This is a genomic window from Paralteromonas sediminis, assembly GCF_003820355.1.
Classification (GTDB): domain Bacteria; phylum Pseudomonadota; class Gammaproteobacteria; order Enterobacterales; family Alteromonadaceae; genus Alteromonas_F; species Alteromonas_F sediminis.
Map to the genome: position 1 here is coordinate 170,924 of NZ_RPOK01000006.1, position 21,724 is coordinate 192,647.

General features: G+C 45.4%; 22 protein-coding genes, 1 tRNA gene and 1 riboswitch. Of the genes, 18 read left to right on the forward strand and 5 right to left on the reverse strand.

What is annotated here, in order from left to right; genetic code table 11:
• Window positions 1-5: 5 nt before the first annotated feature.
• Genes DRW07_RS17180 through DRW07_RS17200 form a run of 5 tightly spaced genes read left to right on the forward strand, consistent with a single transcriptional unit; the run spans window position 6 to window position 4,201 of the window.
• Complete coding sequence (locus tag DRW07_RS17180) at window positions 6-1,364, forward strand: MotA/TolQ/ExbB proton channel family protein (protein ID WP_124029181.1); 1,359 nt, start codon at window positions 6-8, stop codon at window positions 1,362-1,364.
• A 1-nt stretch (window position 1,365) separates the two neighbouring features.
• Entirely contained in the window at window positions 1,366-1,890 is a 525-nt protein-coding gene (locus DRW07_RS17185; protein WP_124029182.1) for a MotA/TolQ/ExbB proton channel family protein, read from the forward strand.
• A gap of 11 nt (window positions 1,891-1,901) precedes the next feature.
• The gene (locus tag DRW07_RS17190) at window positions 1,902-2,300 is read left to right on the forward strand and encodes an ExbD/TolR family protein (protein WP_124029183.1); all 399 of its coding nucleotides are present in this window, start codon (window positions 1,902-1,904) and stop codon (window positions 2,298-2,300) included.
• Window positions 2,301-2,306: 6 nt separating this feature from the next.
• A complete protein-coding gene (locus DRW07_RS17195) occupies window positions 2,307-2,915 on the forward strand; it encodes an energy transducer TonB (protein ID WP_240630705.1) in 609 nt (202 codons plus the stop codon).
• Window positions 2,916-2,917: 2 nt separating this feature from the next.
• Window positions 2,918-4,201, forward strand: coding sequence for a tetratricopeptide repeat protein (locus DRW07_RS17200; protein ID WP_124029184.1), 1,284 nt, complete (start codon window positions 2,918-2,920; stop codon window positions 4,199-4,201).
• 48 nt (window positions 4,202-4,249) lie between these two features.
• On the opposite strand, the gene DRW07_RS17205 is transcribed toward DRW07_RS17200, so the two are convergent.
• On the reverse strand, window positions 4,250-6,265 hold the full coding sequence (locus tag DRW07_RS17205) for a GNAT family N-acetyltransferase (protein ID WP_476692364.1): 2,016 nt from the start codon (window positions 6,263-6,265) through the stop codon (window positions 4,250-4,252).
• A gap of 52 nt (window positions 6,266-6,317) precedes the next feature.
• On the opposite strand from DRW07_RS17205, the gene DRW07_RS17210 reads away from it, so the two are divergent.
• The 11 genes from DRW07_RS17210 to DRW07_RS17260 all read left to right on the forward strand — a co-directional run bounded on the left by DRW07_RS17210 (window position 6,318) and on the right by DRW07_RS17260 (window position 15,889).
• The gene (locus DRW07_RS17210; protein WP_124029186.1) at window positions 6,318-6,737 is read left to right on the forward strand and encodes an acyl-CoA thioesterase; all 420 of its coding nucleotides are present in this window, start codon (window positions 6,318-6,320) and stop codon (window positions 6,735-6,737) included.
• 37 nt (window positions 6,738-6,774) lie between these two features.
• Window positions 6,775-6,884: riboswitch (TPP riboswitch) on the forward strand.
• 53 nt (window positions 6,885-6,937) lie between these two features.
• Window positions 6,938-9,091 carry a TonB-dependent receptor gene (locus DRW07_RS17215; RefSeq protein ID WP_124029187.1) on the forward strand — a complete coding sequence of 718 codons (2,154 nt, stop codon included), beginning with the start codon at window positions 6,938-6,940 and terminating at the stop codon, window positions 9,089-9,091.
• A gap of 10 nt (window positions 9,092-9,101) precedes the next feature.
• On the forward strand, window positions 9,102-9,368 hold the full coding sequence (locus DRW07_RS17220; RefSeq protein ID WP_124029188.1) for a YkoF family thiamine/hydroxymethylpyrimidine-binding protein: 267 nt from the start codon (window positions 9,102-9,104) through the stop codon (window positions 9,366-9,368).
• Window positions 9,368-9,973 (forward strand): nicotinamide riboside transporter PnuC, encoded by a 606-nt coding sequence (gene pnuC / locus DRW07_RS17225; protein ID WP_124029189.1) that lies wholly within the window; start codon window positions 9,368-9,370, stop codon window positions 9,971-9,973. The genes DRW07_RS17220 and pnuC overlap by 1 nt, the downstream gene beginning before the upstream one ends.
• The gene (locus tag DRW07_RS17230) at window positions 9,915-10,739 is read left to right on the forward strand and encodes a phosphotransferase (protein ID WP_124029190.1); all 825 of its coding nucleotides are present in this window, start codon (window positions 9,915-9,917) and stop codon (window positions 10,737-10,739) included. The genes pnuC and DRW07_RS17230 overlap by 59 nt, the downstream gene beginning before the upstream one ends.
• A 28-nt stretch (window positions 10,740-10,767) precedes the next feature.
• Window positions 10,768-10,844: transfer RNA gene (locus DRW07_RS17235), tRNA-Trp, on the forward strand.
• Between the two features lie 171 nt (window positions 10,845-11,015).
• Window positions 11,016-11,411 carry a hypothetical protein gene (locus DRW07_RS17240; RefSeq protein WP_124029191.1) on the forward strand — a complete coding sequence of 132 codons (396 nt, stop codon included), beginning with the start codon at window positions 11,016-11,018 and terminating at the stop codon, window positions 11,409-11,411.
• 3 nt (window positions 11,412-11,414) lie between these two features.
• Complete coding sequence (rimI, locus tag DRW07_RS17245) at window positions 11,415-11,882, forward strand: ribosomal protein S18-alanine N-acetyltransferase (protein ID WP_124029192.1); 468 nt, start codon at window positions 11,415-11,417, stop codon at window positions 11,880-11,882.
• A 74-nt stretch (window positions 11,883-11,956) separates the two neighbouring features.
• Window positions 11,957-13,543 (forward strand): peptide chain release factor 3, encoded by a 1,587-nt coding sequence (gene prfC / locus DRW07_RS17250; protein ID WP_124029193.1) that lies wholly within the window; start codon window positions 11,957-11,959, stop codon window positions 13,541-13,543.
• A 12-nt stretch (window positions 13,544-13,555) separates the two neighbouring features.
• Window positions 13,556-15,289: an arginine--tRNA ligase gene (gene argS, locus DRW07_RS17255; RefSeq protein WP_124029194.1), complete on the forward strand. Its 1,734-nt coding sequence runs from the start codon at window positions 13,556-13,558 to the stop codon at window positions 15,287-15,289.
• Between the two features lie 24 nt (window positions 15,290-15,313).
• Complete coding sequence (locus DRW07_RS17260; protein ID WP_124029195.1) at window positions 15,314-15,889, forward strand: NADPH-dependent FMN reductase; 576 nt, start codon at window positions 15,314-15,316, stop codon at window positions 15,887-15,889.
• 422 nt (window positions 15,890-16,311) lie between these two features.
• Here the strand turns inward: DRW07_RS17260 and DRW07_RS17265 are convergent, their stop codons facing one another.
• The 4 genes from DRW07_RS17265 to DRW07_RS17280 form a co-directional block, all read right to left on the reverse strand.
• Window positions 16,312-17,178 (reverse strand): TraB/GumN family protein, encoded by an 867-nt coding sequence (locus tag DRW07_RS17265; RefSeq protein ID WP_165870544.1) that lies wholly within the window; start codon window positions 17,176-17,178, stop codon window positions 16,312-16,314.
• Between the two features lie 96 nt (window positions 17,179-17,274).
• Complete coding sequence (locus DRW07_RS17270; protein WP_124029197.1) at window positions 17,275-17,523, reverse strand: DUF6482 family protein; 249 nt, start codon at window positions 17,521-17,523, stop codon at window positions 17,275-17,277.
• A 70-nt stretch (window positions 17,524-17,593) separates the two neighbouring features.
• Entirely contained in the window at window positions 17,594-18,814 is a 1,221-nt protein-coding gene (locus tag DRW07_RS17275; RefSeq protein ID WP_124029198.1) for a saccharopine dehydrogenase family protein, read from the reverse strand.
• Between the two features lie 11 nt (window positions 18,815-18,825).
• The gene (locus tag DRW07_RS17280; RefSeq protein ID WP_124029199.1) at window positions 18,826-19,329 is read right to left on the reverse strand and encodes a DUF2244 domain-containing protein; all 504 of its coding nucleotides are present in this window, start codon (window positions 19,327-19,329) and stop codon (window positions 18,826-18,828) included.
• An 86-nt stretch (window positions 19,330-19,415) separates the two neighbouring features.
• On the opposite strand from DRW07_RS17280, the gene DRW07_RS17285 reads away from it, so the two are divergent.
• Together DRW07_RS17285 and DRW07_RS17290 are read left to right on the forward strand one after the other, a co-directional pair.
• A complete protein-coding gene (locus tag DRW07_RS17285) occupies window positions 19,416-20,306 on the forward strand; it encodes a sulfite exporter TauE/SafE family protein (RefSeq protein WP_124029200.1) in 891 nt (296 codons plus the stop codon).
• Window positions 20,307-20,374: 68 nt separating this feature from the next.
• Window positions 20,375-21,682: an alpha-amylase family glycosyl hydrolase gene (locus DRW07_RS17290; protein WP_124029201.1), complete on the forward strand. Its 1,308-nt coding sequence runs from the start codon at window positions 20,375-20,377 to the stop codon at window positions 21,680-21,682.
• Window positions 21,683-21,724 lie beyond the last annotated feature (42 nt).

The window sequence follows — 21,724 nt, forward strand, 5'->3', positions numbered from 1 at the left end:
AATTAATGAAACTAGCAATCAAATCATTAGTAGCTGCTGCAACGCTAGCAGTTGCCTCTACAGGTGCGGTAGCGCAACAAGCAAACACGCTTGAAGAGCTACTCGAGCAAGTCAAAAAGAATCGCGTTTCTGAGGCGCGCATCAACGAACAACGTGAAGCTGAGTTCCGTTCAGCACGTGCAGACAAGCAAGCTTTACTTCGTCAGGCTCAGGCAGAGTTGAAAGCCGAGGAAGAACGCGGTGAACGTTTACAGGCTCAATTCTCTCAAAATGAGACTACGCTAAACGAAAAAGCGGCTGAGCTAGACCAAGCGACTGGAACACTGGGTGAAATGTTTGGTGTGGTTCGTCAGGCTTCTTCTGAAGCATTTGGCCGTATTTCAACCTCTATAGTGAGTGCTGAATTCCCTGGCCGTGGTGAGTTCCTTGAGCAAATGTCTTCTGAATCAAAAGGTCTACCTAATATTCAGGAACTTGAAGACCTATGGTTTGCACTACAAACTGAAATGACTGAATCAGGTCAGGTTTCACGCTTCACCACAGAAGTGGTTAGCCTTGATGGCGGAACAACAACGCAAGAAATCGTGCGTGTTGGTACTTTTAACCTAATCGGTGAAGAAGGTTACTTGGCTTACGACGAAGAAAATAAGGCAGTTCAGCCACTTGGCAGACAGCCTGATGGTTACTTAGTTGCGAGTGCAAGTGATTTGCGCAGTGCGACTAGCGGCGTTGTACCTTTTTATGCCGACCCTTCACGTGGACAAATCCTTGGTTTGCTTAAGCAAAAAGCTACTATGTCTGAGCGTTACCACGCCGGTGGCCCGGTTGGTTACACCATCACTGCGATGTTAGCCATTGGCCTACTAATCGGATTGTATAAACTGATTACTCTATCTGCGGTTGGCGGGAAGATTAAGTCTCAGCTTAAAAATACAGGTAGTCCTTCTGACAAAAACCCACTGGGTCGTATTCTAAAGGTTTACCAAGAGAACAAAACTGCAGACGCTGAAAACCTTGAGCTTAAGCTTGACGAGGCTATTTTGCGTGAACTTCCACGGATCGAAAGTGGCATCAATGTAATCAAGATTTTTGCTGCCATTGCACCGTTGCTAGGTCTATTGGGTACAGTTTTGGGTATGATTGAAACTTTCCAGACCATTACGCTATTTGGTACGGGTGACCCAAGAATGATGGCAGGCAGTATCTCTATGGCATTGGTAACAACTGCCCAGGGTATCATCGCAGCATTACCACTTATTTTGACGCACAGCATTGTAGCGTCTAAGAGCAAAAACATTGTTCACGTATTAGACGAGCAAACTGCTGGTATCATTGCAACTCACGCAGAGTCGGAGAACGCATAAGATGACTAGCCTGATTGGATTATGGGAATCTGTCAGGGACTTTATCGCAACCGGTGGCGACGTATTGTACTTCGTTGCTGCCGCGCTCTTCTTAATGTGGGTATTAATGATTGAGCGCTATTGGTATCTAACGTCAGTATTTCCCAAGGTGAGAAAAGACATCATCGCCAAGTGGGATGCAAGACAAGATACTACTTCATGGTATGCGCATAGAATCCGTGATGCATGGATTTCTCAAGCGTCAGATGATCTGAATGCAAGAATGCTAATTATCAGAACATTGGTAGCTATGTGTCCTTTAATAGGGCTACTAGGAACGGTTACCGGGATGATTAACGTATTCGAAACGATGGCAACTCAAGGCACAAGTAACGCTAGACTAATGGCCTCGGGTATTTCTATGGCAACAATTCCCACTATGGCGGGGATGGTTGCAGCGTTGTCAGGCCTTTTTGTGAGTTCTCGTTTAGAGGCGAAGGCAAAGATAGCGCGTGAAAAGCTAGTTGATAGCTTGCCTCATCACTAGAGAGAGAAATTATGGCTCGAAAAGTCAGAACCGAAGAAGAAGATGCTGCAATTGATATGACGCCCATGCTGGACATCGTATTTATTATGCTTATCTTCTTCATCGTCACTACTGTTTTCGTAAAAGAAGCAGGGATAGAGGTTAATAAGCCTGATGCGAGCCGCGCGGTACTTCATAAAAATGCCAACATTTTCATCGCGATTACTGAGGATGGAAGTGTGTGGCTGGACAAACGTGAAGTATCTCCGGACAGTGTCAGAGCGAATATTGAACGTTTGCTTACCGAGCAGCCTACTGATTATGTAATCATTCAGGCTGATATAAAGGCTAAACATGGCTTGGTGGTTGAAGTAATGGATCAGGTGAAAGATTCAGGCGTTCAGCGTATTTCTGTAGCAGCAAGAGGGTAGTTAGTAATGAGATTTATATTTTCTATTCTCATTGGCGCTGCGATAGCATTCGGTTTGTTTGTATTAATGGCAAAGCTCATTGAAAACTCAAATCGGCCTGCTGACGAAATTCCTGAAGTGCCAGTGATCGACATTGTGATGAGCGAGCCGGACGATGATACGCAAACGCGTACACGTGTGCCTCCACCGCCGCCGCCGCCACCTCAGCAACCGCCAAAAGTTCAGCCTACTGAACCTGATGTGGCTGAGCCAGACAATGTTGGCTTTAGCTTGAGTGTTCCAGATATAGGCACTGGGAATATGGGCGTAGATATTGGTGGTGTAGGAGCCATGAGGCAGGACGGTGAAGCAACACCTATCGTTCGTATCGAACCCAAGTATCCCCCTCAGGCCGCCCGTGATGGCAAAGAGGGCTGGGTGAGGTTGTCATTTACCATAAATGAACAAGGTGGCGTTGAAGACATTAAAGTTATCGACGCTGATCCTAAGCGGGTATTTGACAGAGAAGCAAGACGCGCGCTTGCGAAATGGAAGTACAAGCCAAAAATTGAAGGTGGTAAGGCAGTGAAGCAATTCGCGCAAACCGTTCAGTTGGACTTTAAGCTGGAGCAATAAATATGAAAAAGTTTAAAGTAGTAAGGTCTGTTTCTTTAGCTATCGGGCTTAGCACCGCCGTGTTGTCTGGTAACACCATGGCGCAGCAACAAGCTGGAGCCACGCAGCCAACCGGTCCTGTCATTTGTCCTGGTTACGTAAAGGGTAAATCGGGTCTACCGGGTCAGCGTGTAGGTAAAAAAGTGCAAAACGCTTTTGAAGCCTATAACGAAGACGATGTGGCAGGCGCTATTGATATTCTGTTAGACATCGAGGCAAAAGACAGTTTCGATCGCGCGTTTGTCGACAACTTCATTGGTAAGATGATGATAGGTATCGACGGTAGAGCGGCTGAAGCCTTTACCTACCTCGAGCGTGCCGTTAAGGAAAAGCAGCTCAACGATTCTGATCACGCCAATACACTTAAGTTGCTTGGGCAGCTTGGAATGCAAGAGAAAAAATACGAAAGTGCTATCGGCTTCTTTAAAAAGTGGATGGACTTTACGTGTAAAGAAGATGCAGAAGTGTACACGCGTATCGCCCAAGCTCATATGGAGCTTAAACAATACGCTGAGATGATCGAGCCTGCTGATAAAGCTATCGAACTGTACGAAGAACCGAACAAAAACCCCTATATTCTAAAATTGTCATCTTACTTTGAGCGCAAGATGATCAATGAGATGGTTGATATCGGTGAACAGCTCGTTGTACTTTTTCCTGAAAACAAGCAGTGGTGGACCCAGCTAGGTAGTTTTTATCTTCAGATAGAAGACTACGACCGCGCTTTGTCCGTTATGGACGCTGCTTATTTGCAAGGCTTTTTAGATAAAGAATCGCAAATTAAGTTGTTAGCACAACTTTATGCTGCAACTGGTGCTCCTGAGAGGGCTGCTCGCTTAAAAGAAAAGCATCTGGGTGAGTTACTCCAGCGTGATGCAGATATGCTGACATCTGTTGCCAAATCGTATCATCAAGCCAGAGAGTTCAAGACGGCTGCTAAGTATTGGGGTGAGGCTGCGAAGCTCAGTTCAGACCCTAAACACTTTGAAGAACAAGGCACATTGTTGTTAATAGCTCAGGACTACCGTGGTGCTATCACTGCGCTAGGCCAAGCACTCGACCGGGGCGCTGAGGACGTAGGTGGTATTCATTACACACTTATGGAAGCTAACTTCCACAGTGGAAACTTTAAGGCTGCCCACGTGCACGCCAAAGAGGCCAGGAAGGACCCAAGTGTTAGAAGAAACGCCAATGCGTGGATCCCTTATATCGAGACTAAAGCTAAAAATAGAGGCATAAGTCTTTAATAAGTGTCTATATTGAAAAAGGCTCCCCTCAGGAGCCTTTTTTATTACTCAGAGTTTATGTTGCCAGTAGAGTATTTCAAAAGCTTGTTTTACTTTGGCAAAGAGTTCCTTTCTTCCTTTGTACTTAAACCGCTTAATCAATTCTATTTCTTCGCATTTTTCACACCAGAGAGCGCTAAGCAACGAATTGATGAATTTGCCTTGTTTCTTTAATACATGGATGTACCACTCAGGGGCCTTGCCAAGATGGTGTAACGAGCGTGTACCATTGATATAGTCGAGAATTCTGGCCTGGTATACTGCGATAACCTCGGTAGATATATGGTCAAAAGAAGCTGACATTTCGCTTGCAAATACAGCCTCAAGTTTTGACTGAATATTCCGCCTATTAGGACTTAACGCCTTGATGCAGGTAGTACTTTTTTCACCACTAGCGGCGTCTGTTTTTTGACCCAATCGAATTGGTTTATAGCGAGCCTTTTCCCAAAATGAAGATAACGCAGCTGTATAGCCAAATGCAGTGCCTAGTATTTCAATGTGTCGCTGTCGCGCTAATCCTTCGATATCGCGCAGTAATAACGAACCAATGCCTTGATTTTGCCATTTTGGAGAGACTGCAATCCTGTTTATACGCCAACATGTTAGGGTAGCTGCTTCGGGCTCACTTAAGAGTAATGCCATGGATTGAGGCAACAAATGCCCTTTTAGCCGTCTTTCTCCACAGGCAATGTCGTGGGATAGCGTGCGTAATAGCTGGCCGCCTTCGACAATAATAACCGCTGCAGCAATTGGTTTATCCTGGAAGTATGACACGAGCAACAATGTATCTGGCATGTCCAGAATACGCATAGTGTCTTCTGGGCTCGTCTTGTAATGCGCATCCGTTAAAATACCGATGATATCTGGCAGATCAGCGCTGTTAATCAGCGAATCCTGTTTCAGTATACGTGTGTAAACGTTGTTGATGTTTACTATGCCTGGACAGGGTATTCCAGGTGGGCTCTTAAGCATGAATATATCTGTAAGGTGCTGCTCTAAACTGTCCGAGGGGTAATAGCGGACAGGCGTTTCCATTTTATACACCTGAAGTTTTGGTCGAATTTCTTTTAGCTTAGGTAACAGCTTATTAGTAAAACCCTTACCGGTACCCTCGTAACCTTCTACTGTTGTGCCAACTAAAAACAAAGCCGCTTGTTGGCTAATTCTGAGACTGGTTGGCACGGGGAGGCTGGCAATTTCGTCAATTATCAATACATCAAGCGAATCGGAAAGACGCGGAGAATCAGGGGGTACCCATTGAATCGCGTGGTCAGGACCATTGTAATATTTTAATAGGGTGTCGCAGCCGCCTTTAAGTGGGCTACAAAGTGTGATGTGCCTGCCTTTTTTTGCATAGAAGCTGGCAATCAAGCCCATCAATGCAGATTTACCCCGTCCCCGTCTTGCAGTGATGACATGACAGCCGTGATCAGATGCAATGATTAGATTGTAAAGCCTTGCCTGATCAGCGGATGCGAAACAGGCCTCTTTAAGCGTTTGGTCTTCGGAGAATGGATAACCGGTTATGGGTAACGTGGCTAGGTGCTCGGACCCTTGGGGGTATATGGCAACACCTTCAGACCGTGAAAGTTCTGCTATCCACCTTTTTATAAATTGGCTTTCTGTTAACGTACTGCCATAACTCACTAATCGTTGTTCGGTTCTTGCATGATGGCCAGACCACTCCGACAAGTGCGGTACGCACAATACGAGAAGCCCATGGCGTCTTACGGTACCTGACAGCGCGAGAAATGCACTGGCATTAAAATAACTCTGACCGTCATAAATGGCGATATCACATTCGACACCTAAGCATTTTTGGTATTGTTTAACAGGGTAACCTCGAGACGTAAAAAAGTCATCATCGCCCAGCCACAGATGTTTTTGACCAAAAAGGGAGCAAAGCATTAACGCCATATTGTGGCTCCACGCTTTGTCTCCGCTTAAAAGGAGCAATTGGCGGTGAGAATTTGCGCTTATGCGCTGGGTAAGCCAAGTTTCTAAAGGGTTCAAGGCAAAAATCACCTATAATTAATAACAACTTTGCTATGGTAGCGATTAACCTGAAGGAATTCGAATGCGTTTTTTATCTCGTCGTTTGGTTATGCCAAATGATCTTAACTATGCCAATTCACTTTTTGGCGGAAGAGCTCTCGAGTGGATTGATGAAGAGGCAGCGATTTATGCCATTTGCCAACTCGAAACAAATTGTCTGGTAACGAAACATATTGGCGAAATTAGTTTTGATTCTCCGGCGACGCAAGGAGATATTGTAGAGTTTGGTCTAGCGACTAAACGGGTAGGTCGAACTTCTATTACTGTAACGTGTCTGGTCAGAAATAAGGCCACTAAGAAAACAATATGTCTGGCTGACGATATCGTGTTTGTAAAAGTCGATCCTGATACACGCTTGCCCGTGGCGCATGGAAAGACTGAATCTTTGCTAAAAGAACAAACGGATAGAGAGTTGAGAACACTTAACTTAATGCAAGATTAAGGCTTGACCTCATCAAGTAACTTGCTAGACTCTGCCTCTCATTACCAAGGGGTGCTGAAACTGACAGTTTTGGCTGAGATCCAATAAATGGAAACCCTTAAACCTGATCCGGATAATACCGGCGTAGGGATGGTGCGAAGGACCGATTTCCTGCCGTAATTTGACGGGTCAATTTTTTTGTTTTCAAAAAAAGAGACTCTATGAACAAACCATTTATAAAAAACGCCGTTGTAAGTGCGTTATTCCCCTTATCTGTTGGTTTTGCACAAGCCGAAACTGTTGACGAGCAAGCTGATGTAGAGCGGATCATAGTCACGGCCGATTTTCGTGACAGTGCGCTATCTGATGTTGCTAACAGTGTCAGTGTTTTTGACCAATCAGTATTAGAACGCCGTCAGGCCAATCATCTTCAACAGGTATTAAACCTGGCTCCAAATGTGAATTATTCTGAGGGTGCGTCAAGAGGACGCTTTTTCCAAATTCGCGGTATCGGTGAGCGCTCACAGTTTATTGACCCTGTTAATCCATCAGTAGGCCTTATTATCGATGGTATTGACTTCACCGGCTTGGGATTAGCGGCCAGTACACTGGATATTCAGCAAGTAGAAGTGTTTCGAGGCCCTCAAGGTACTTTGTACGGAGCAAACGCACTGGCCGGCCTAATTAGTCTGAAGAGTAATGAACCTTCCGCTGACATGTATTCTCAACTGGGCATTGAGTTATCGCAATATGGTGGCCAGGTGATTGACCTAGTCAACAGTGCTGCAGTAAATGAAAATCTTGGCTATCGGGTTGCGGCGCGCAAACAAAAGAGTGATGGGTTTATTCAAAATACATTTTTGGGTAGAGACGATACCAACGATATAGATGAAACAACATTCAGAGGGAAGTTGAATATCCTTGCCGCTGACGATTTGAGCGTGGAGTTAGTGGCTTTCTATTTGGATGCTGACAATGGTTACGATGCCTTTTCATTACGCAATACCCGCGTTACAACTTCCGATCAGCCAGGTACAGACAAGCAGCGCTCTAAAGCAGCGGCAACAACAGTCACTTACACTGCACCGAGTGCATTTTCTGTGGAAGCGTTAGTCAGTTTCGCCAACACAGACTCTGAGTATAGTTTCGACGAAGACTGGAGCAACACCGGTGAGTTCTCTGCTGATCTTTTTCCTTACAGTTCTGCTGACAGCTATCAGCGCGACAGAAACAACCTGACCGCCGATGTTCGCCTGATATCTTCAGAAACTGCAACACTTTTTGGCGACAACATTGACTGGGTGCTGGGTGTTTATTACCGCGAAGACAACGAAGACCTGCTTAGAATACGTTTTGCAGACTTACAATTTGACGGCGGCTTTTCTAACCAGTTTGATACAGAAAACCTTGCATTGTACGGCCAGGTATCGCATCACTTATCAGAGCGCTTTACCGTGACAACGGGGCTGCGTCTGGAGCGCAGAAAAGCAGACTATGCAGACAGCGTTGGTGTAGCACGGGACACGTCTGAAAATGCATGGGGAGGGAAGCTAGTGCTTGAATACAGAGCTAATCCCGATGTATTAGTGTATGGCTTGGTGTCAAGAGGTTACAAGTCTGGTGGCGTGAACGGTCAAATAATTTCAGCCGCCGCGTTGAATGACGCAATCCCTGAAAGTACCTTTACTTTTGAAACAGAAACCCTTCTGAATGCTGAAGTGGGGGTAAAAGGAGCGTGGTTTGATGGCGCGTTGACGTCACAGATTTCGGCCTTCTATCAGGACAGAAAAGATGCCCAGGTTGGTCAATCTATTTTTAATCCGGAAGATTTCAGTTTTGATGAGTATTTGGGCAATGCGCCCGCAAAGGCACATGGTGTTGAAATTGAAAGTGTGCTCCGTGCTGCAGATAATGTAGAACTTTATGCTAGTGTTGGTTGGTTGAATGCCGAGTTCGGTGAATTCTCCAGCTTTGCCCACGTTGATGCTCAATCTACCGGTGTGGCGTTTGACATGAATGGACGCGATATCGCTCAGGCGCCCAGATATCAATTTGCATTCGGTAGCAATATTTACTTTTTCGAGCGCCTTTGGTTGAACGTTGAAGTTGAGGGTAAAGATGATTATTTCTTTTCTAATACTCACAACGATAAATCAGAGGCCTATGAGTTAGTCAATATGCGCTTGAATTATCAATTTGATCAATGGCAGGTTTCTGTATGGGGTAGAAATTTGACTGACGAAGATGTACAAACGCGCGGTTTTTTCTTTAGTAACGACTTTGGTAACAACCCTGGTAATGGCTATGCGCCAGAGCCATATTATCAGCTAGCTGAACCCCGTATTTTTGGGGTATCAGCAAGTATCGAGTTTTGAGGTCTCCTGTATGCAAGTAATGGTTGAAATTTCGCTTTATCCGTTGGCAGAACAGTTCGTCGAGCCGATCCAGTCTTTTATAGACAGGCTCAACGGTTACTCGGAAATAGATGTGCAGACTAATCAAACCAGTACACATGTGACGGGCGACTACGGCAAGGTATTGTCAGTACTAGCCGAGGAAATGCAACGGACTCATGAGTCGGTCGGGCAGGCAATTTTTGTCGCCAAATTCCTCAACTTTGATGCCATGCAAGCTCGGGCTGAAAACAACTGATGACGTTACTTGACCAGATAGCTGCAACATCCGCAGCCGAATGGGTAGCTGTATTATTGGCAGTGGGGTATGTTGTACTCGCTGCCAAACAGCACTGGCTTTGCTGGCTATGTGCTTTTATCAGTACAGGCATTTACGTGGTCCTTTTTTGGCGGGTCACACTGCCGTTTCAGTCTATGCTAAACGCCTATTATATGTTGATGGCCGTATATGGCTTCTGGCAATGGCGAGGAAAGCATGCAGTGGATAAACCCCTGCCTGTGACAAGCTTGTCACTGTTTATCCATGGCGTGATTATCGTGGGCGGATTGAGCCTAGCTTTTGCTTTGGCTCATATCTTTGCTGAACAGTTTAACAATGACTATCTGTGGCTTGACGCCAGTATTCATATCTTGAGCATGATCACGACATTGATGGTAACGCACAAAAAGATAGAAAACTGGCTTTATTGGATGGTGATCAATAGCGCGGCAGCCTGGTTATACTGGCAGTCTGGGCTACTTATGACCAGTCTACTTATGGTGTTTTACGTAGGGTTTTCCATTTATGGCTACATGCAATGGAAAAGAGAGCTGGCTTCTACAGACGCTCTCTCAGCCACTTAGTCTTTCCGCTCACTGTAAGCTTGAGTCTGTTGATAATCAGCAGACTCACGCTGTTTATCGCCTATCCGACGGAGCCAGGCATTTTGCCGTTAAACTGATTCAAAGTATTAATCTTTCTATGAATTCGCGCGAGGAACAGTTTGCTCTTCAACAAATACTCGCTAACAAGGGCATTGCGCCACAACCCCTTTTTTTGGATCAAGAAAAGGGCATCTGGGTAGAGCAGTGGTCTGAGTTACCCTATTGGGCACACAAACATCCCGTAGAGCATGTATTGGCGCTAGCCTTAACTCGAATACATTCGACAACGATTGATCAGTGTGTGCCTACTCTCGATTTAAAAGCAGAGTGGCTACATTACATTGACCTGGCAAACCTCCGTAATAATAGTAAGGTGATGCACACATTTAATGCACTTCAACCCCTACTTAATTGTCATGCAGACAGAGCATACAGCGTGCTTTGTCACCACGATTTATCAATGGCTCACGTTGCCACAGATGAAGCGGGGGCCATTTTAGACTGGGAGTATGGCGCAATAGGTAACCGTTATTTTGATATTGCTGCGGCAGTCAGTGCCAACGCACTAAGTCGTCAACAACAAATTGTGGTTGCGCAAAAATACGCCAAATTAAATGGTCTCTCAGGGCAATACGTTTTAAAAATGATTGCTGATTTTGAGCCCGCTGTGTATTTTACGAGCCGTTTGTGGGAGGCGGCAAGAAACGAATTACTGGGTTCGTTACAAAGTACTTTACCTTTATAATTCCATACGTATAATGCTCTTCCGCGTTAGGGGTGTAGTTCGAATTGGTAGAACAGCGGTCTCCAAAACCGATGGTTGGGGGTTCGAGTCCCTCCACCCCTGCCAACGCACTTCCCTCATGACCATACTTTAAATACGAACATGCATTGCAGTTGAATCCAAGGATGCTTGATTTGTAGTACTACCAGCTCTTTCTAGCAGCCTACAACCTTTAGGCGGTGATCTTAATCCGACTAGCGGTTATACTATTCGCAAGTACAAACACCACAATTTAGCATGCTCAACAAGTATCAACAGGCAATCTTACAGGAAATGGGAATTCCCATACTTAGACCACAGATACCAGAAGATAGTCAAGACACTCATCCCGAGTCTTTCTCACAAAAGGCAGTAAGTAAACAAGAAGCGTCACTTTCTCACATTGAGAAACTCAAATCCGTGCATGTGCAGAACAAGCCAGTAACTTTAGACAAGTCGTTTTTCTTAAAAGATCTTGAATACATTTTAGTATCCATGGAATTACTGAAAACGACCGATGTTCAGTGGGTACTGGATGAGTCTTGTCCAATCGCTATAAAAGGCAATTCAGTTAGCCTACCCCTGCAAACCAAAGCATATACCGCACAAGAAAAACGTATGCTTTGGAAAGAGATAGTAAAACTAAGCTCGTAAAAGATGAAGCTTCACGAACTCGGCCCCGATGATGAACGTGATATTTTTGCGTGTTTTCAAATCCATTGCGTTTCTCAGCCCAACCCATGGTCACAGGCTGTATTTTATGACCAGGTTACTTCACCGTATCGCCTGATTGCTGCAAAGCACAATAACGACGTACTCGGTTATATCAATACGCTGACTGTGCTTGACGAAATCACTATCATGGATATTGCCGTTTGTGAACAGTACAAGCGACAGGGCATCGCTCAGGCGCTGTTAACATTCATTATGCAGGGAAAAGACGAAGGCTGTTCTGTTTTACTGGAAGTGAGGGAAGGGAACGAGCCCGCCGTTGCGCTTTATAAAAAATTGGGGTTTGCAAATATTGCCCTTCGCAAAAATTATTACCCGGGTATTGGCGATTCCACGCAGCGAGAGTCAGCAATTATTATGCAAACCAAGACTTCGTCGCTGACAAATGTATAATAGCGCCCTATTTTTGAAAGCAAGTCACGCATTAACATAGTGCGCGTGCACGCACTGTTCAGGATTGCAGAGTCATGGCAAACGCCGAAAGTTTAAAACAGATTAAAAAGCGCAGAACATTTGCGATTATTTCGCACCCCGACGCGGGTAAAACGACCATTACTGAAAAGGTTTTATTGTTTGGTAACGCCTTACAGACCGCGGGTACCGTAAAGGGAAAGAAGTCCGGTCAGCATGCTAAGTCAGACTGGATGGACATGGAGAAAGAACGGGGTATCTCCGTGACCACATCTGTTATGCAATTTCCTTATCACGATAAGCTGGTTAATTTGCTCGATACCCCTGGGCACGAAGATTTTTCTGAGGACACTTATCGTACGTTAACGGCGGTTGATTCCTGTTTGATGGTGATTGACGCAGCAAAAGGGGTAGAGGATCGAACGCGTAAACTAATGGAAGTAACTCGGCTTCGCGATACCCCAATAGTCACCTTCATGAATAAACTGGATCGCGATATTCGTGATCCAATGGAGTTGCTTGACGAAGTAGAGACCGAGCTCGATATTTTATGTGCACCTATCACTTGGCCTATCGGTTGCGGAAAGTCGTTTAAGGGTGTTTATCACTTGCATCGCGACGAGACTGTCCTCTATCAAACAGGTATGGGACATACCATTCAGGAAGTTCGCATTATCAAGGGGCTAGAGAATACTGAGTTAGATAGCGCTGTTGGCAGTGACTTAGCACAGCAACTCAGAGATGAATTGGAATTGGTCATAGGTGCATCTAATGAGTTTGATGAAGAGTTATTTTTGCAAGGACAACTTACGCCTGTTTACTTTGGTACGGCACTGGGCAACTTTGGTGTAGATCACATGCTTGATGGCTTGACTGAGTGGGCTCCAGAGCCTCAGTCTCGCGAAACTGATCAAGGCGAAATAAATGCCGAAGATGAGGGCTTTAGTGGTTTTGTCTTTAAGATCCAAGCGAATATGGATCCAAAGCATAGGGATCGTATTGCCTTTTGTCGGATCGTCTCAGGGAAGTATGAAAAAGGCATGAAAATGCGTCATACGCGTATTGGCAAAGACGTGCGTATTTCAGATGCATTAACCTTTCTAGCCGGCGATCGCGCGTTGTTAGAAGAGGCTTATGCTGGCGATATTATTGGGCTTCACAACCACGGTTCAATTCGCATCGGTGATACCTTTACATCAGGTAAAGAGTACAGGTTTACCGGCATCCCTAACTTTGCGCCTGAACTGTTCAAGCGTATACGCCTTAAAGACCCACTGAAGCAAAAACAGTTGCAGAAAGGTCTTATTCAGCTATCAGAAGAAGGCGCTGTGCAGGTATTCAGGCCTTTGATGAATAACGACCTCATAGTCGGCGCGGTTGGCGTACTTCAGTTTGATGTGGTTGTTGCGCGGTTAAAGTCAGAATACAACGTTGATGCTATTTATGAGCATGTCAATGTGTCTACTGCGCGCTGGGTGTACGGGGACGATAAAAAAGTGGACGAGTTTAGACGTAAAGCACAACAAAACCTTGCCCTTGATGGCGGCGACAACCTGACTTATATCGCGCCCACAATGGTGAATTTACAGCTAGCGCAAGAACGCTATCCTGACATTCAATTTGCTAAAACTAGAGAGCACTAAAAGAGCAACACTATGAATATATCTGCATTATTGGTTGAACGTTTTACTAAAGCATTGCAAAAAATGGGCGTAGAAAACGCTCCTGTACCTGTTGCTCGCAGTGCTCGACCAGAGTTTGGCGAATACCAGTTTAATGGTGCTATGGCGTTAGCAAAGCAGCTAAAGCAACCACCACGCAATATTGCCCAGTCTATTCTGGACAACGTTGAGCTTGGTGACATTGCTCAAAAGGTCGATATTGCCGGGCCAGGTTTCATCAACATTCACCTAAGTGACGCATGGCTAAATGATCAGTGCAAACAAGTACTTGTTGATAAGCGTTTGGGTATCCAAGCTGAAACTGAGCAAACTGTGGTGGTTGACTATTCATCGCCTAATCTGGCCAAAGAGATGCATGTTGGTCATTTGCGCAGCACTATTATTGGTGATGCTGTTGTAAAAACACTGGAGTTCTTGGGTCATAAAGTGATCCGTCAGAACCACATGGGCGACTGGGGAACCCAGTTTGGTATGTTGCTTGCGCACTTTAGCGACCAGCTTCAACAAAATGCCATTGCAGAAACCGCATTGAGTGATTTAGAAGATTTTTATCGTCAAGCAAAAGTACGCTTTGACGAAGAAGAAGGGTTTGCTGATCGCGCCAGAGAATACGTTGTAAAACTACAGCAGGGCGATACGCACTGCCTTGCCCTATGGCAGCAGTTTATCGATGTGTCAATCGCGCATTCGGAAGAAGTCTATGAACTGCTGAACGTGTCTTTGACTCGCGAGCATGTAATGGGTGAAAGCGCCTATAACCATGACTTGGCTAATGTTATAGCTGACTTAAAAGCCAAGGGGATTGCAGTGGAAGATCAGGGGGCCCAGGTGGTGTTTATCCCTGAGTTGGCTGACAAAGAAGGTAATCCTGCAGTTTATATCGTGCAAAAGTCGGGAGGGGGTTATCTGTATGCTACTACTGACCTCGCCGCTATTCGTCACCGCTCTGGTACTTTGGGGGCTGACCGGACGTTAATATTTACTGATGCACGTCAGGCGCTTCACTTTAAACAAACGGAGATTGTAGCCCGCAAAGCTGGCTATATTGGCCAAGAGCAGACCTATGAACACTGTCCATTTGGTATGATGTTAGGCGCTGACGGCAAACCGTTTAAAACCCGAACAGGCGGAACGGTTAAACTGGCCGATTTACTTGAAGAGGCTGTAGAGCGGGCTGGAAAACTGATTGCTGCTCGCGACAACGCTTTATCCTCTGAAGAACAGCACTCTGTTGCAAAAACCGTAGGCATAGGTGCGGTGAAATATGCTGATCTAAGTAAACACAGAACCACAGACTATGTATTTAACTGGGATAGCATGTTGGCGTTTGAGGGTAACACTGCCCCTTATTTACAATACGCGTTTACTCGCGTAGAAAGTTTGTTCCGCAAGGCCGGTATCGATAGCAGTGAACAATCAGCCAAAATTAGTATTGAGCATACCAACGAACACCAGCTTGCAGTTCAGCTTTTGCAGTTTGACGAAACGCTTCAAATTGTCTCAAGAGATGCTACGCCCCATGTTTTGTGTACGTATCTCTACGAACTGGCTAGTGCGTATATGTCTTTTTATGAAGCATGTCCTATTCTAAAAGACGGCATTGATGACAGCATAAAAGCCAGTCGGCTTTCCTTGTCTGCGTTGGTTGCAAAAACAATGGCACAGGGGCTATCGCTGTTAGGTATCGAGACATTAGACAGAATGTAATTCACATACTCAAAAGGCATCAGCATGGTTAAGGTTTTAGCGTTTGCAGGCAGTACACGTAAAGGGTCATTCAATCAGGCAATTTTGGATATTGCTGTGCAAGGGGCAAGAAGTGCAGGAGCCGATGTAACCGTCATCAATCTTGCTGATTATCCGATGCCGCTTTTCAATCAGGATGAAGAAGCGGATCAGGGGATTCATGAAAATGCACAGGCATTCAAAACCTTACTGACGGCGCATGATGGCTTTTTGATAGCGTCACCGGAATACAACTCAAGTTATCCTGCGTTACTGAAAAATGTCATAGACTGGGCATCGCGCTCAGCAGAAGGCGAAAAGCCTATGCAGGCATTCAAGGGCAAAGTTGCCGCCATTATGGCATCTTCTCCCGGTGCTTTGGGCGGTCTACGAGTGTTAGTACCACTTCGCATGCTGCTGGAAAATATAGGTACGCTGGTGTTGCCTAATCAGCGAGCCATTGCCAACGTGCATACCTTGATGGATGACAACGGACAAATTTCAGATGCACGTACAGTTCAGCAGTTACAAGGCTTAGCTGTGGAGTTAGTAGAGACACTTCAAAAACTTAAGTCAAAGTAAAATCATATAGGCAGAATAGGCCATAGTGACCTAAGAACACTGGCTTTGCTGTATACAAGAGGCTAAAAAGTGAGCTCTATTGATTTTGACCGCGTATATATATTGGTTAATAGTTACGAGGTCGGAAGCATGTCAGAGTGTAAATCCTTCATTACCTATTTTTTCATCACGGCGCTAGCAGCCTGTTTATTATTTAGCGGGCTTGCCAATCTCCTTTATCTATTTATCGTCCCGCCGCTGATAGGAGTGTTATTTGCCGTATTAGGTGCGCGCTTTCCTCGCACTAAAGAGGCTTACGAGCTAACGTACTTAACGCGCAAATATAAAAAGCACTACCCACCTGTTCCGCCACACAAGCCATGCTAGCTAGGTGTCACTTGCCCAAAAGCATTGATTATGGTGTACACACAATAGGTGCAGGACTATTTCAATTGCGTAATGGTATAGCCCTGTTGACTTAGTTGAGTAAGTAAACCATGTTCTCCCGGCATATGGAGGGCACCCACAAGTACCATTTCCGTTTTGGGCGTCGTCAGCATTTCTTTTATCTCTGGTACCCAATTATTATTGCGTTCCACAAAAATTGCTTGATAGATATCTGCATATTCTTCTATCCAGGGAGTCAGTCCTATTGCTGCAAGGGTATCCATGTCACCCGCACGCCACGCTTCTTTTAGTTCACCCATTCTGGATGGGAGGGATTCAAGATCTTTCAGTGTATACAGAATCATTTCATCTTCATCACCTGTCGCCATATTGGCAATAAAGTTTAGCTGTTGTTCTGGCGTTTCTAACCACTTACGCATTTTGCCATCACCCATTGCCGTGGTGTAATAAAATGCATCCACGCCCTGAGTCGTCAGTCCGATAGCCTGAAACTCTATCATAGTCAGCGTCAGAGAAAGTAAGGTCGGCTTAAATGTTTCCAGGTTTGCCAATGGTACACCACGTTGCATTAGGTGAGAATTCAGTTTATTGAGCGTCTCTTTTTGCAACACTTGGTCAATGGTTGTGCCATCGGTATAGGTAAGCATCTCCATGCTTTTCTGTTGCATATCCGGGGAGTTCATTGCTGAAATGTCGGTTTCAAAAACCATCACCTCGGATGCCTCGTAGGCGGACTGAAATTGTGCTGGTAGAGGATAATCGTCTGGACTTAGGATGTGGATGGTGCCTGCCAGATAAAGTGTATTCTCACCGTTTGTCACTTTCCATACTGATGCAGCATGGGAAGACTGATACCCGAAAAAACAAAAAATGAGAGTTAGAGCAATACCAAGTGAACGCATCGCCAGTCCTTTTGCCAAAAAATAACGAGGGCAAACTATGACGTTGTCAGCTGCAAATAGCAATATGCAGCTGACCATCCACACCAAAAAAGCGTGTTATCGCCAGTCTATTTCAATTTCCAGTTTTTCTGTTCCTGCTTCCATGCCACACATTTCGTCATAGGGAGTATTTTGCTTGAGCCACACTTTGTCGAATTGTTGACCCGAAAAGTGAGATTTGATTTCGCTAATGCAATGAAATGCTTTGGGGCGACTGTGGTTGTCGCGGATATATTGCCGGGCTTCACCATCATCAAACGCCACCAGATATGTGCCGCCTTCGATTGATTCAATAAATAGATTCATAAATCTGCCTCCAAGCTACCATGTATTAAACGGGCTTGGCGGCAGTAGAGTTCACTTTATGTACGCTTTTTTACCCTATAACGTTAAAGGTTAGCCCTGCATGGGTAGTCAGCGGGGTAAATAACGCATCGTCAAACACACTAGCGGGGGTATAAAATCCACCGGGCTTTTTTCTGACTACTTCATTCTGAGCCAGGCAAATAGCGGCTTCACTCAGCATTTTTGCCGTTGAACCGTAACCTGGATCTCTGTCGCCTGTTACCTTCGCAACCAAGCGTTTACCCGATTCTGTATATCCGTAAAATCGAATATCAAACAAGCCGTTTTGCTGTTCCATAGGTGACGGCCCTTCGCCAGGTTTAGGTAACCATTTTTGCTCCAAAATATTTCTCAACACCCTTATATTTGCAGCAAACATAAAACCACCCAGTCCGAGCGCCATGGTGGTCGCTCGCCACGCTCCACCGAGCCCTTTTCCGGTAAGCATGGCTTCACCATAAACGAAGCGTTTACCATATTTTGCGTCGAGTAAAGCGTTACTGCGGTGCACAATTCGGCTGTTGATGGCTTCCATAATAAAGGGTGCCATCCAGCGATTTGTTTCCTGATCGAATTTGGCAGATTTTACAGTGGGTTGGTATGCTTTTAATTCGTGTCCGGCAGGACACAGCGCATAAGGACTCCCAATCACTTTGCGCAGTGAAGGCTCCTTTTTAACCTCATCGAGTAAGTTCAGCATGCTGGCTATTGTGCCACCAGATGCTCCACCTTTGATCCTGTGCACGCGCATGGCTACGCGCTGGCATGTTTGTCCATATTTTTCTTGCGCCTGCTGCTGGAGAAAATACACGCCGAGATCAGAAGGGATCGAGTCAAACCCGCACGAGTTAACCAATCTAACGCCCGCCTTAGTCGCGGCCTCGCTGTGCCGGTCGAGCATGCGTTTTATCCATTGTGGTTCACCGGTTAAATCAACGTAATCTGCGCCTGAGGCAATGCAAGCCTTGATCAGGGGTTCACCATAAAGTGCGTATGGTCCTACGGTGGATATAATGACCTTAGCTTGCTCGCACATAGCATTGAGAGAATCAGCATCGCTGGCATCTGCAATAATGCTATTGGGGCGTGTTGATTCGGGAAGATCATTAAGTAGCGCGTCTAGTTTTTGCTGAGACCGAGCGGCAATGGCCCAAGTGAAACTGTTATCTTGCCGCTGCGCTAAATAGTGGGCTGCTATTTTTCCTACAAAACTGGTTGCGCCAAAGAGCACAACGTCATATTTCTGTGTCATAGTTGTCCTGTTTAATTATCTGATTTCCACCAATACGTTCGGCATGTAGGTACACCTTGTTGTTTTAACATGTTTCGCAGTGCTTGTCGGTCTTTTAAGTTGAGGAACTCACCTATACTGATGCGTTTGTCATCATTCACTAAGTATAGCAGCGGAAGGTGCCAGTCTCTTTCCGTCTCTACTACCTGTAAAAAGCAGCCGACCCTGCTTAGGTCAGAAATGACGAACCTACTACCCATTCGGTTGGCAACAAGGATTTTGTTTTCCGTTAGCGTGATTTCCTGAATGCGATAGGTATGCCGGGAGACTAAATACATCAGAAGAGCAAAAAGTCCCACTTCTAGACCGGCAAAAGGCAAAATCATCCATACGCCAACTATCAGCCAGCCAATTGCGATGGTTAGCACCACTGCCACCATAAAAAAAATCATCAACTTTGACTCAAACCAGGTAGCTGACCGATTGGGTGTCAATGTTAATTTACAATTTTGTTCAGTGTTCGCGCACGTAATCATAAATATTTAGTACGTATTTTTTTTCACTAGCGTTCACCCAATCGTTCTGGCAGAGTGCAAGTTTTTTAGGGTCGTGAGTAGCAGTCATGCCGGTGTGGTTAAAACGGTTTTTAGTGGTGTTTTGCTTATGGAGTACTTTGATCGCAGTGTGGCAAACGCCAATTCACTGGATAAGCGATTATTTCGGCTACGCTTTTTTGGGAGTGCTCGGCGCTATTTTTGCCAACTCTACAGGTGCCGGTGGGGGCGTTGTTTTCGTGCCGTTTTTCAATCATTTGGGGTTCGATGAAACGCAAATTGTAGCGACCAGTTTTGCCATTCAGTGCTGCGGAATGACAGCAGGTGCCTTAACCTGGTTTTTTCACTATAAGCACAATCACAAGGGTGAAGATGAATGGGCAATGTTCACCCCAAGCATCGTCTGGATAACCCCCGGTGCAATCCTAGGCATATTGCTCGTTCAATGGGGTAAGTTTATCCATCCTACGTTGTCAGCGATCAGCGTAAACTCAAGCTTGTTACACCTAGCTTTTGGGGTGTTTTCCATACTGCTTGCTCTGGCTATATTTATTACCATTCCGCGCTACAGCAAGGCGACAACTTCACATTGTTTAGCAACACTTGACGGGCCTGTGCTGTTTGTCGTCAGTCTAATTGGCGGCGTGGTGACAGCGTGGCTTTCTGTTGGCGTTGGCGAACTAGTGGCTGTTTATCTAATTATGAGAGGATTCAGTGTGAAAGCGGCCATTGCTGTGGCTGTAATCATTTCTGCTTTTTCTGTATGGAGTGGGGTGGTTTACCATCTTGTCGTCTCCGAAGCCATATATGCGCAGGTGGTAACCTTCGCTGGATTGGGAGCCATTCTGGGCGGTCTGATTGCTAAATATGTTGTGCTTGTATTTTCACCCGTTAGATTAAAAATATTCTTTGCCAGTTGGGTCATGATCCTTGGTGTAAGCGGCTTGCCTGTATTTTAGGCTGATTTTATTGTGGTCCGGGTCTATGCTTTTTGCATCACTGTTTCATCGTTGAAGAAAAAAACGCCATGCCCCTTTACAACCTGCAGCAGCCCGATTGGAGCAAAAATGCGGTTATTTATCAGGTTAATACTCGACAATTCAGTAAGCAAGGTACGTTAGAACAAGTCACGAGTAAGCTGGAGAACATCAAAGCGCTGGGCATCGATATTGTCTGGCTCATGCCACTGCATCCTATAGGGGAAGTAAATCGAAAAGGGCAATTGGGAAGCCCTTATTCAGTGAAGGATTTCCTAGCCATTAATCCAGAGTTGGGCGATGCTGAACAACTCAAAAAACTCGTTGCAAAAGCGCATTCACTCTCTCTCAAAATCATTATTGACTGGGTACCCAATCACAGCGCATGGGATTGCCCTCTTACAGCATCTCACCCTCAATGGTACGCCAAGGATTTACAAGGTAATTTCAGGCCATCTCCGTGGTGGGATTGGTCAGACATAATCGAATTCGATTATAGCCAAGAGGGTTTGCGAGATTACATGCTCAATGCGATGGCGTATTGGGTGAAAACCTTTGATATAGATGGCTTTCGCTGTGATGTTGCTGGCTATGTGCCCAATGATTTTTGGCGTCAGGTCAGGGCATCATTAGACGAGATTAAACCGGTTTTTTTGCTCGCTGAATGGGAAAGTCGTGATATGCATAGAGACGGGTTTAATATGACCTATGCTTGGAGCTGGAATGAAACGTTACACGCCATTGCTAAAGGTGAAGCGAGCCTTGATAAGTTGCGTAAATACTATTCTTGGAATGAACGAGCCTGGCCTGCCTCTGCATATAGAATGACCTTTGTCAGTAACCATGACAAAAATGCTTGGGATGGCACCCAGTTTGAACAGTTTGGTGAACTAGTTGATGCCTGCATTGTATTGTCTGTTCTGGGTGAAGGCGTGCCCTTGATATACAACAGTCAGGAATGTGGTGAGCCAAAGCGTTTGGCTTTTTTTGAACGCGACCCTATAGCATGGACACCGCATTATATCGGTGATTTATACAAGCAACTTATCGCAATCAAAAAGCAGTACTCTGCACTATTCAATGGTAATTTTGGCGCCACTATGCATCAGGTTGACAACAATCACCCAGATAAAGTATTTAGTTTTATCAGACAAAATGACGCACATCAGGTGCTGATTTGCTTAAATTTATCACACGAAAAAATCCAAGTGGCCCTTTCAGGGTTTCTGGTGCAGGGTTATCGTTACGCTGAGCTAGCGGCCAAGTGTGATAGTGCAGACAATGCCTTGTCTTTTGTACTACCTGCGGGAGGCTATCGCGTGCAATTAGCCTCACTTGGCCAGTATCGAAACGACTAGCTTTTTGGCATACTTGCGCCATTGCGTATTATGTTTGTGAAC

Bases quoted from the DNA above. Each gene is read 5' to 3' on its own strand.
- DRW07_RS17215 (WP_124029187.1), top strand. From the start codon at position 6,938: ATGAACAAACCATTTATAAAAAACGCCGTTGTAAGTGCGTTATTCCCC.
- DRW07_RS17200 (WP_124029184.1), top strand. From the start codon at position 2,918: ATGAAAAAGTTTAAAGTAGTAAGGTCTGTTTCTTTAGCTATCGGGCTT.
- DRW07_RS17185 (WP_124029182.1), top strand. From the start codon at position 1,366: ATGACTAGCCTGATTGGATTATGGGAATCTGTCAGGGACTTTATCGCA.
- DRW07_RS17190 (WP_124029183.1), top strand. From the start codon at position 1,902: ATGGCTCGAAAAGTCAGAACCGAAGAAGAAGATGCTGCAATTGATATG.
- DRW07_RS17210 (WP_124029186.1), top strand. From the start codon at position 6,318: ATGCGTTTTTTATCTCGTCGTTTGGTTATGCCAAATGATCTTAACTAT.
- rimI (WP_124029192.1), top strand. From the start codon at position 11,415: ATGAAGCTTCACGAACTCGGCCCCGATGATGAACGTGATATTTTTGCG.
- DRW07_RS17195 (WP_240630705.1), top strand. From the start codon at position 2,307: ATGAGATTTATATTTTCTATTCTCATTGGCGCTGCGATAGCATTCGGT.
- DRW07_RS17280 (WP_124029199.1), bottom strand. From the start codon at position 19,329: ATGATTACGTGCGCGAACACTGAACAAAATTGTAAATTAACATTGACA.
- DRW07_RS17265 (WP_165870544.1), bottom strand. From the start codon at position 17,178: ATGCGTTCACTTGGTATTGCTCTAACTCTCATTTTTTGTTTTTTCGGG.
- DRW07_RS17270 (WP_124029197.1), bottom strand. From the start codon at position 17,523: ATGAATCTATTTATTGAATCAATCGAAGGCGGCACATATCTGGTGGCG.
- DRW07_RS17230 (WP_124029190.1), top strand. From the start codon at position 9,915: ATGGCTACATGCAATGGAAAAGAGAGCTGGCTTCTACAGACGCTCTCT.
- argS (WP_124029194.1), top strand. From the start codon at position 13,556: ATGAATATATCTGCATTATTGGTTGAACGTTTTACTAAAGCATTGCAA.
- DRW07_RS17180 (WP_124029181.1), top strand. From the start codon at position 6: ATGAAACTAGCAATCAAATCATTAGTAGCTGCTGCAACGCTAGCAGTT.
- prfC (WP_124029193.1), top strand. From the start codon at position 11,957: ATGGCAAACGCCGAAAGTTTAAAACAGATTAAAAAGCGCAGAACATTT.
- DRW07_RS17240 (WP_124029191.1), top strand. From the start codon at position 11,016: ATGCTCAACAAGTATCAACAGGCAATCTTACAGGAAATGGGAATTCCC.
- DRW07_RS17290 (WP_124029201.1), top strand. From the start codon at position 20,375: ATGCCCCTTTACAACCTGCAGCAGCCCGATTGGAGCAAAAATGCGGTT.
- pnuC (WP_124029189.1), top strand. From the start codon at position 9,368: ATGACGTTACTTGACCAGATAGCTGCAACATCCGCAGCCGAATGGGTA.
- DRW07_RS17285 (WP_124029200.1), top strand. From the start codon at position 19,416: ATGCCGGTGTGGTTAAAACGGTTTTTAGTGGTGTTTTGCTTATGGAGT.
- DRW07_RS17275 (WP_124029198.1), bottom strand. From the start codon at position 18,814: ATGACACAGAAATATGACGTTGTGCTCTTTGGCGCAACCAGTTTTGTA.
- DRW07_RS17260 (WP_124029195.1), top strand. From the start codon at position 15,314: ATGGTTAAGGTTTTAGCGTTTGCAGGCAGTACACGTAAAGGGTCATTC.
- DRW07_RS17220 (WP_124029188.1), top strand. From the start codon at position 9,102: ATGCAAGTAATGGTTGAAATTTCGCTTTATCCGTTGGCAGAACAGTTC.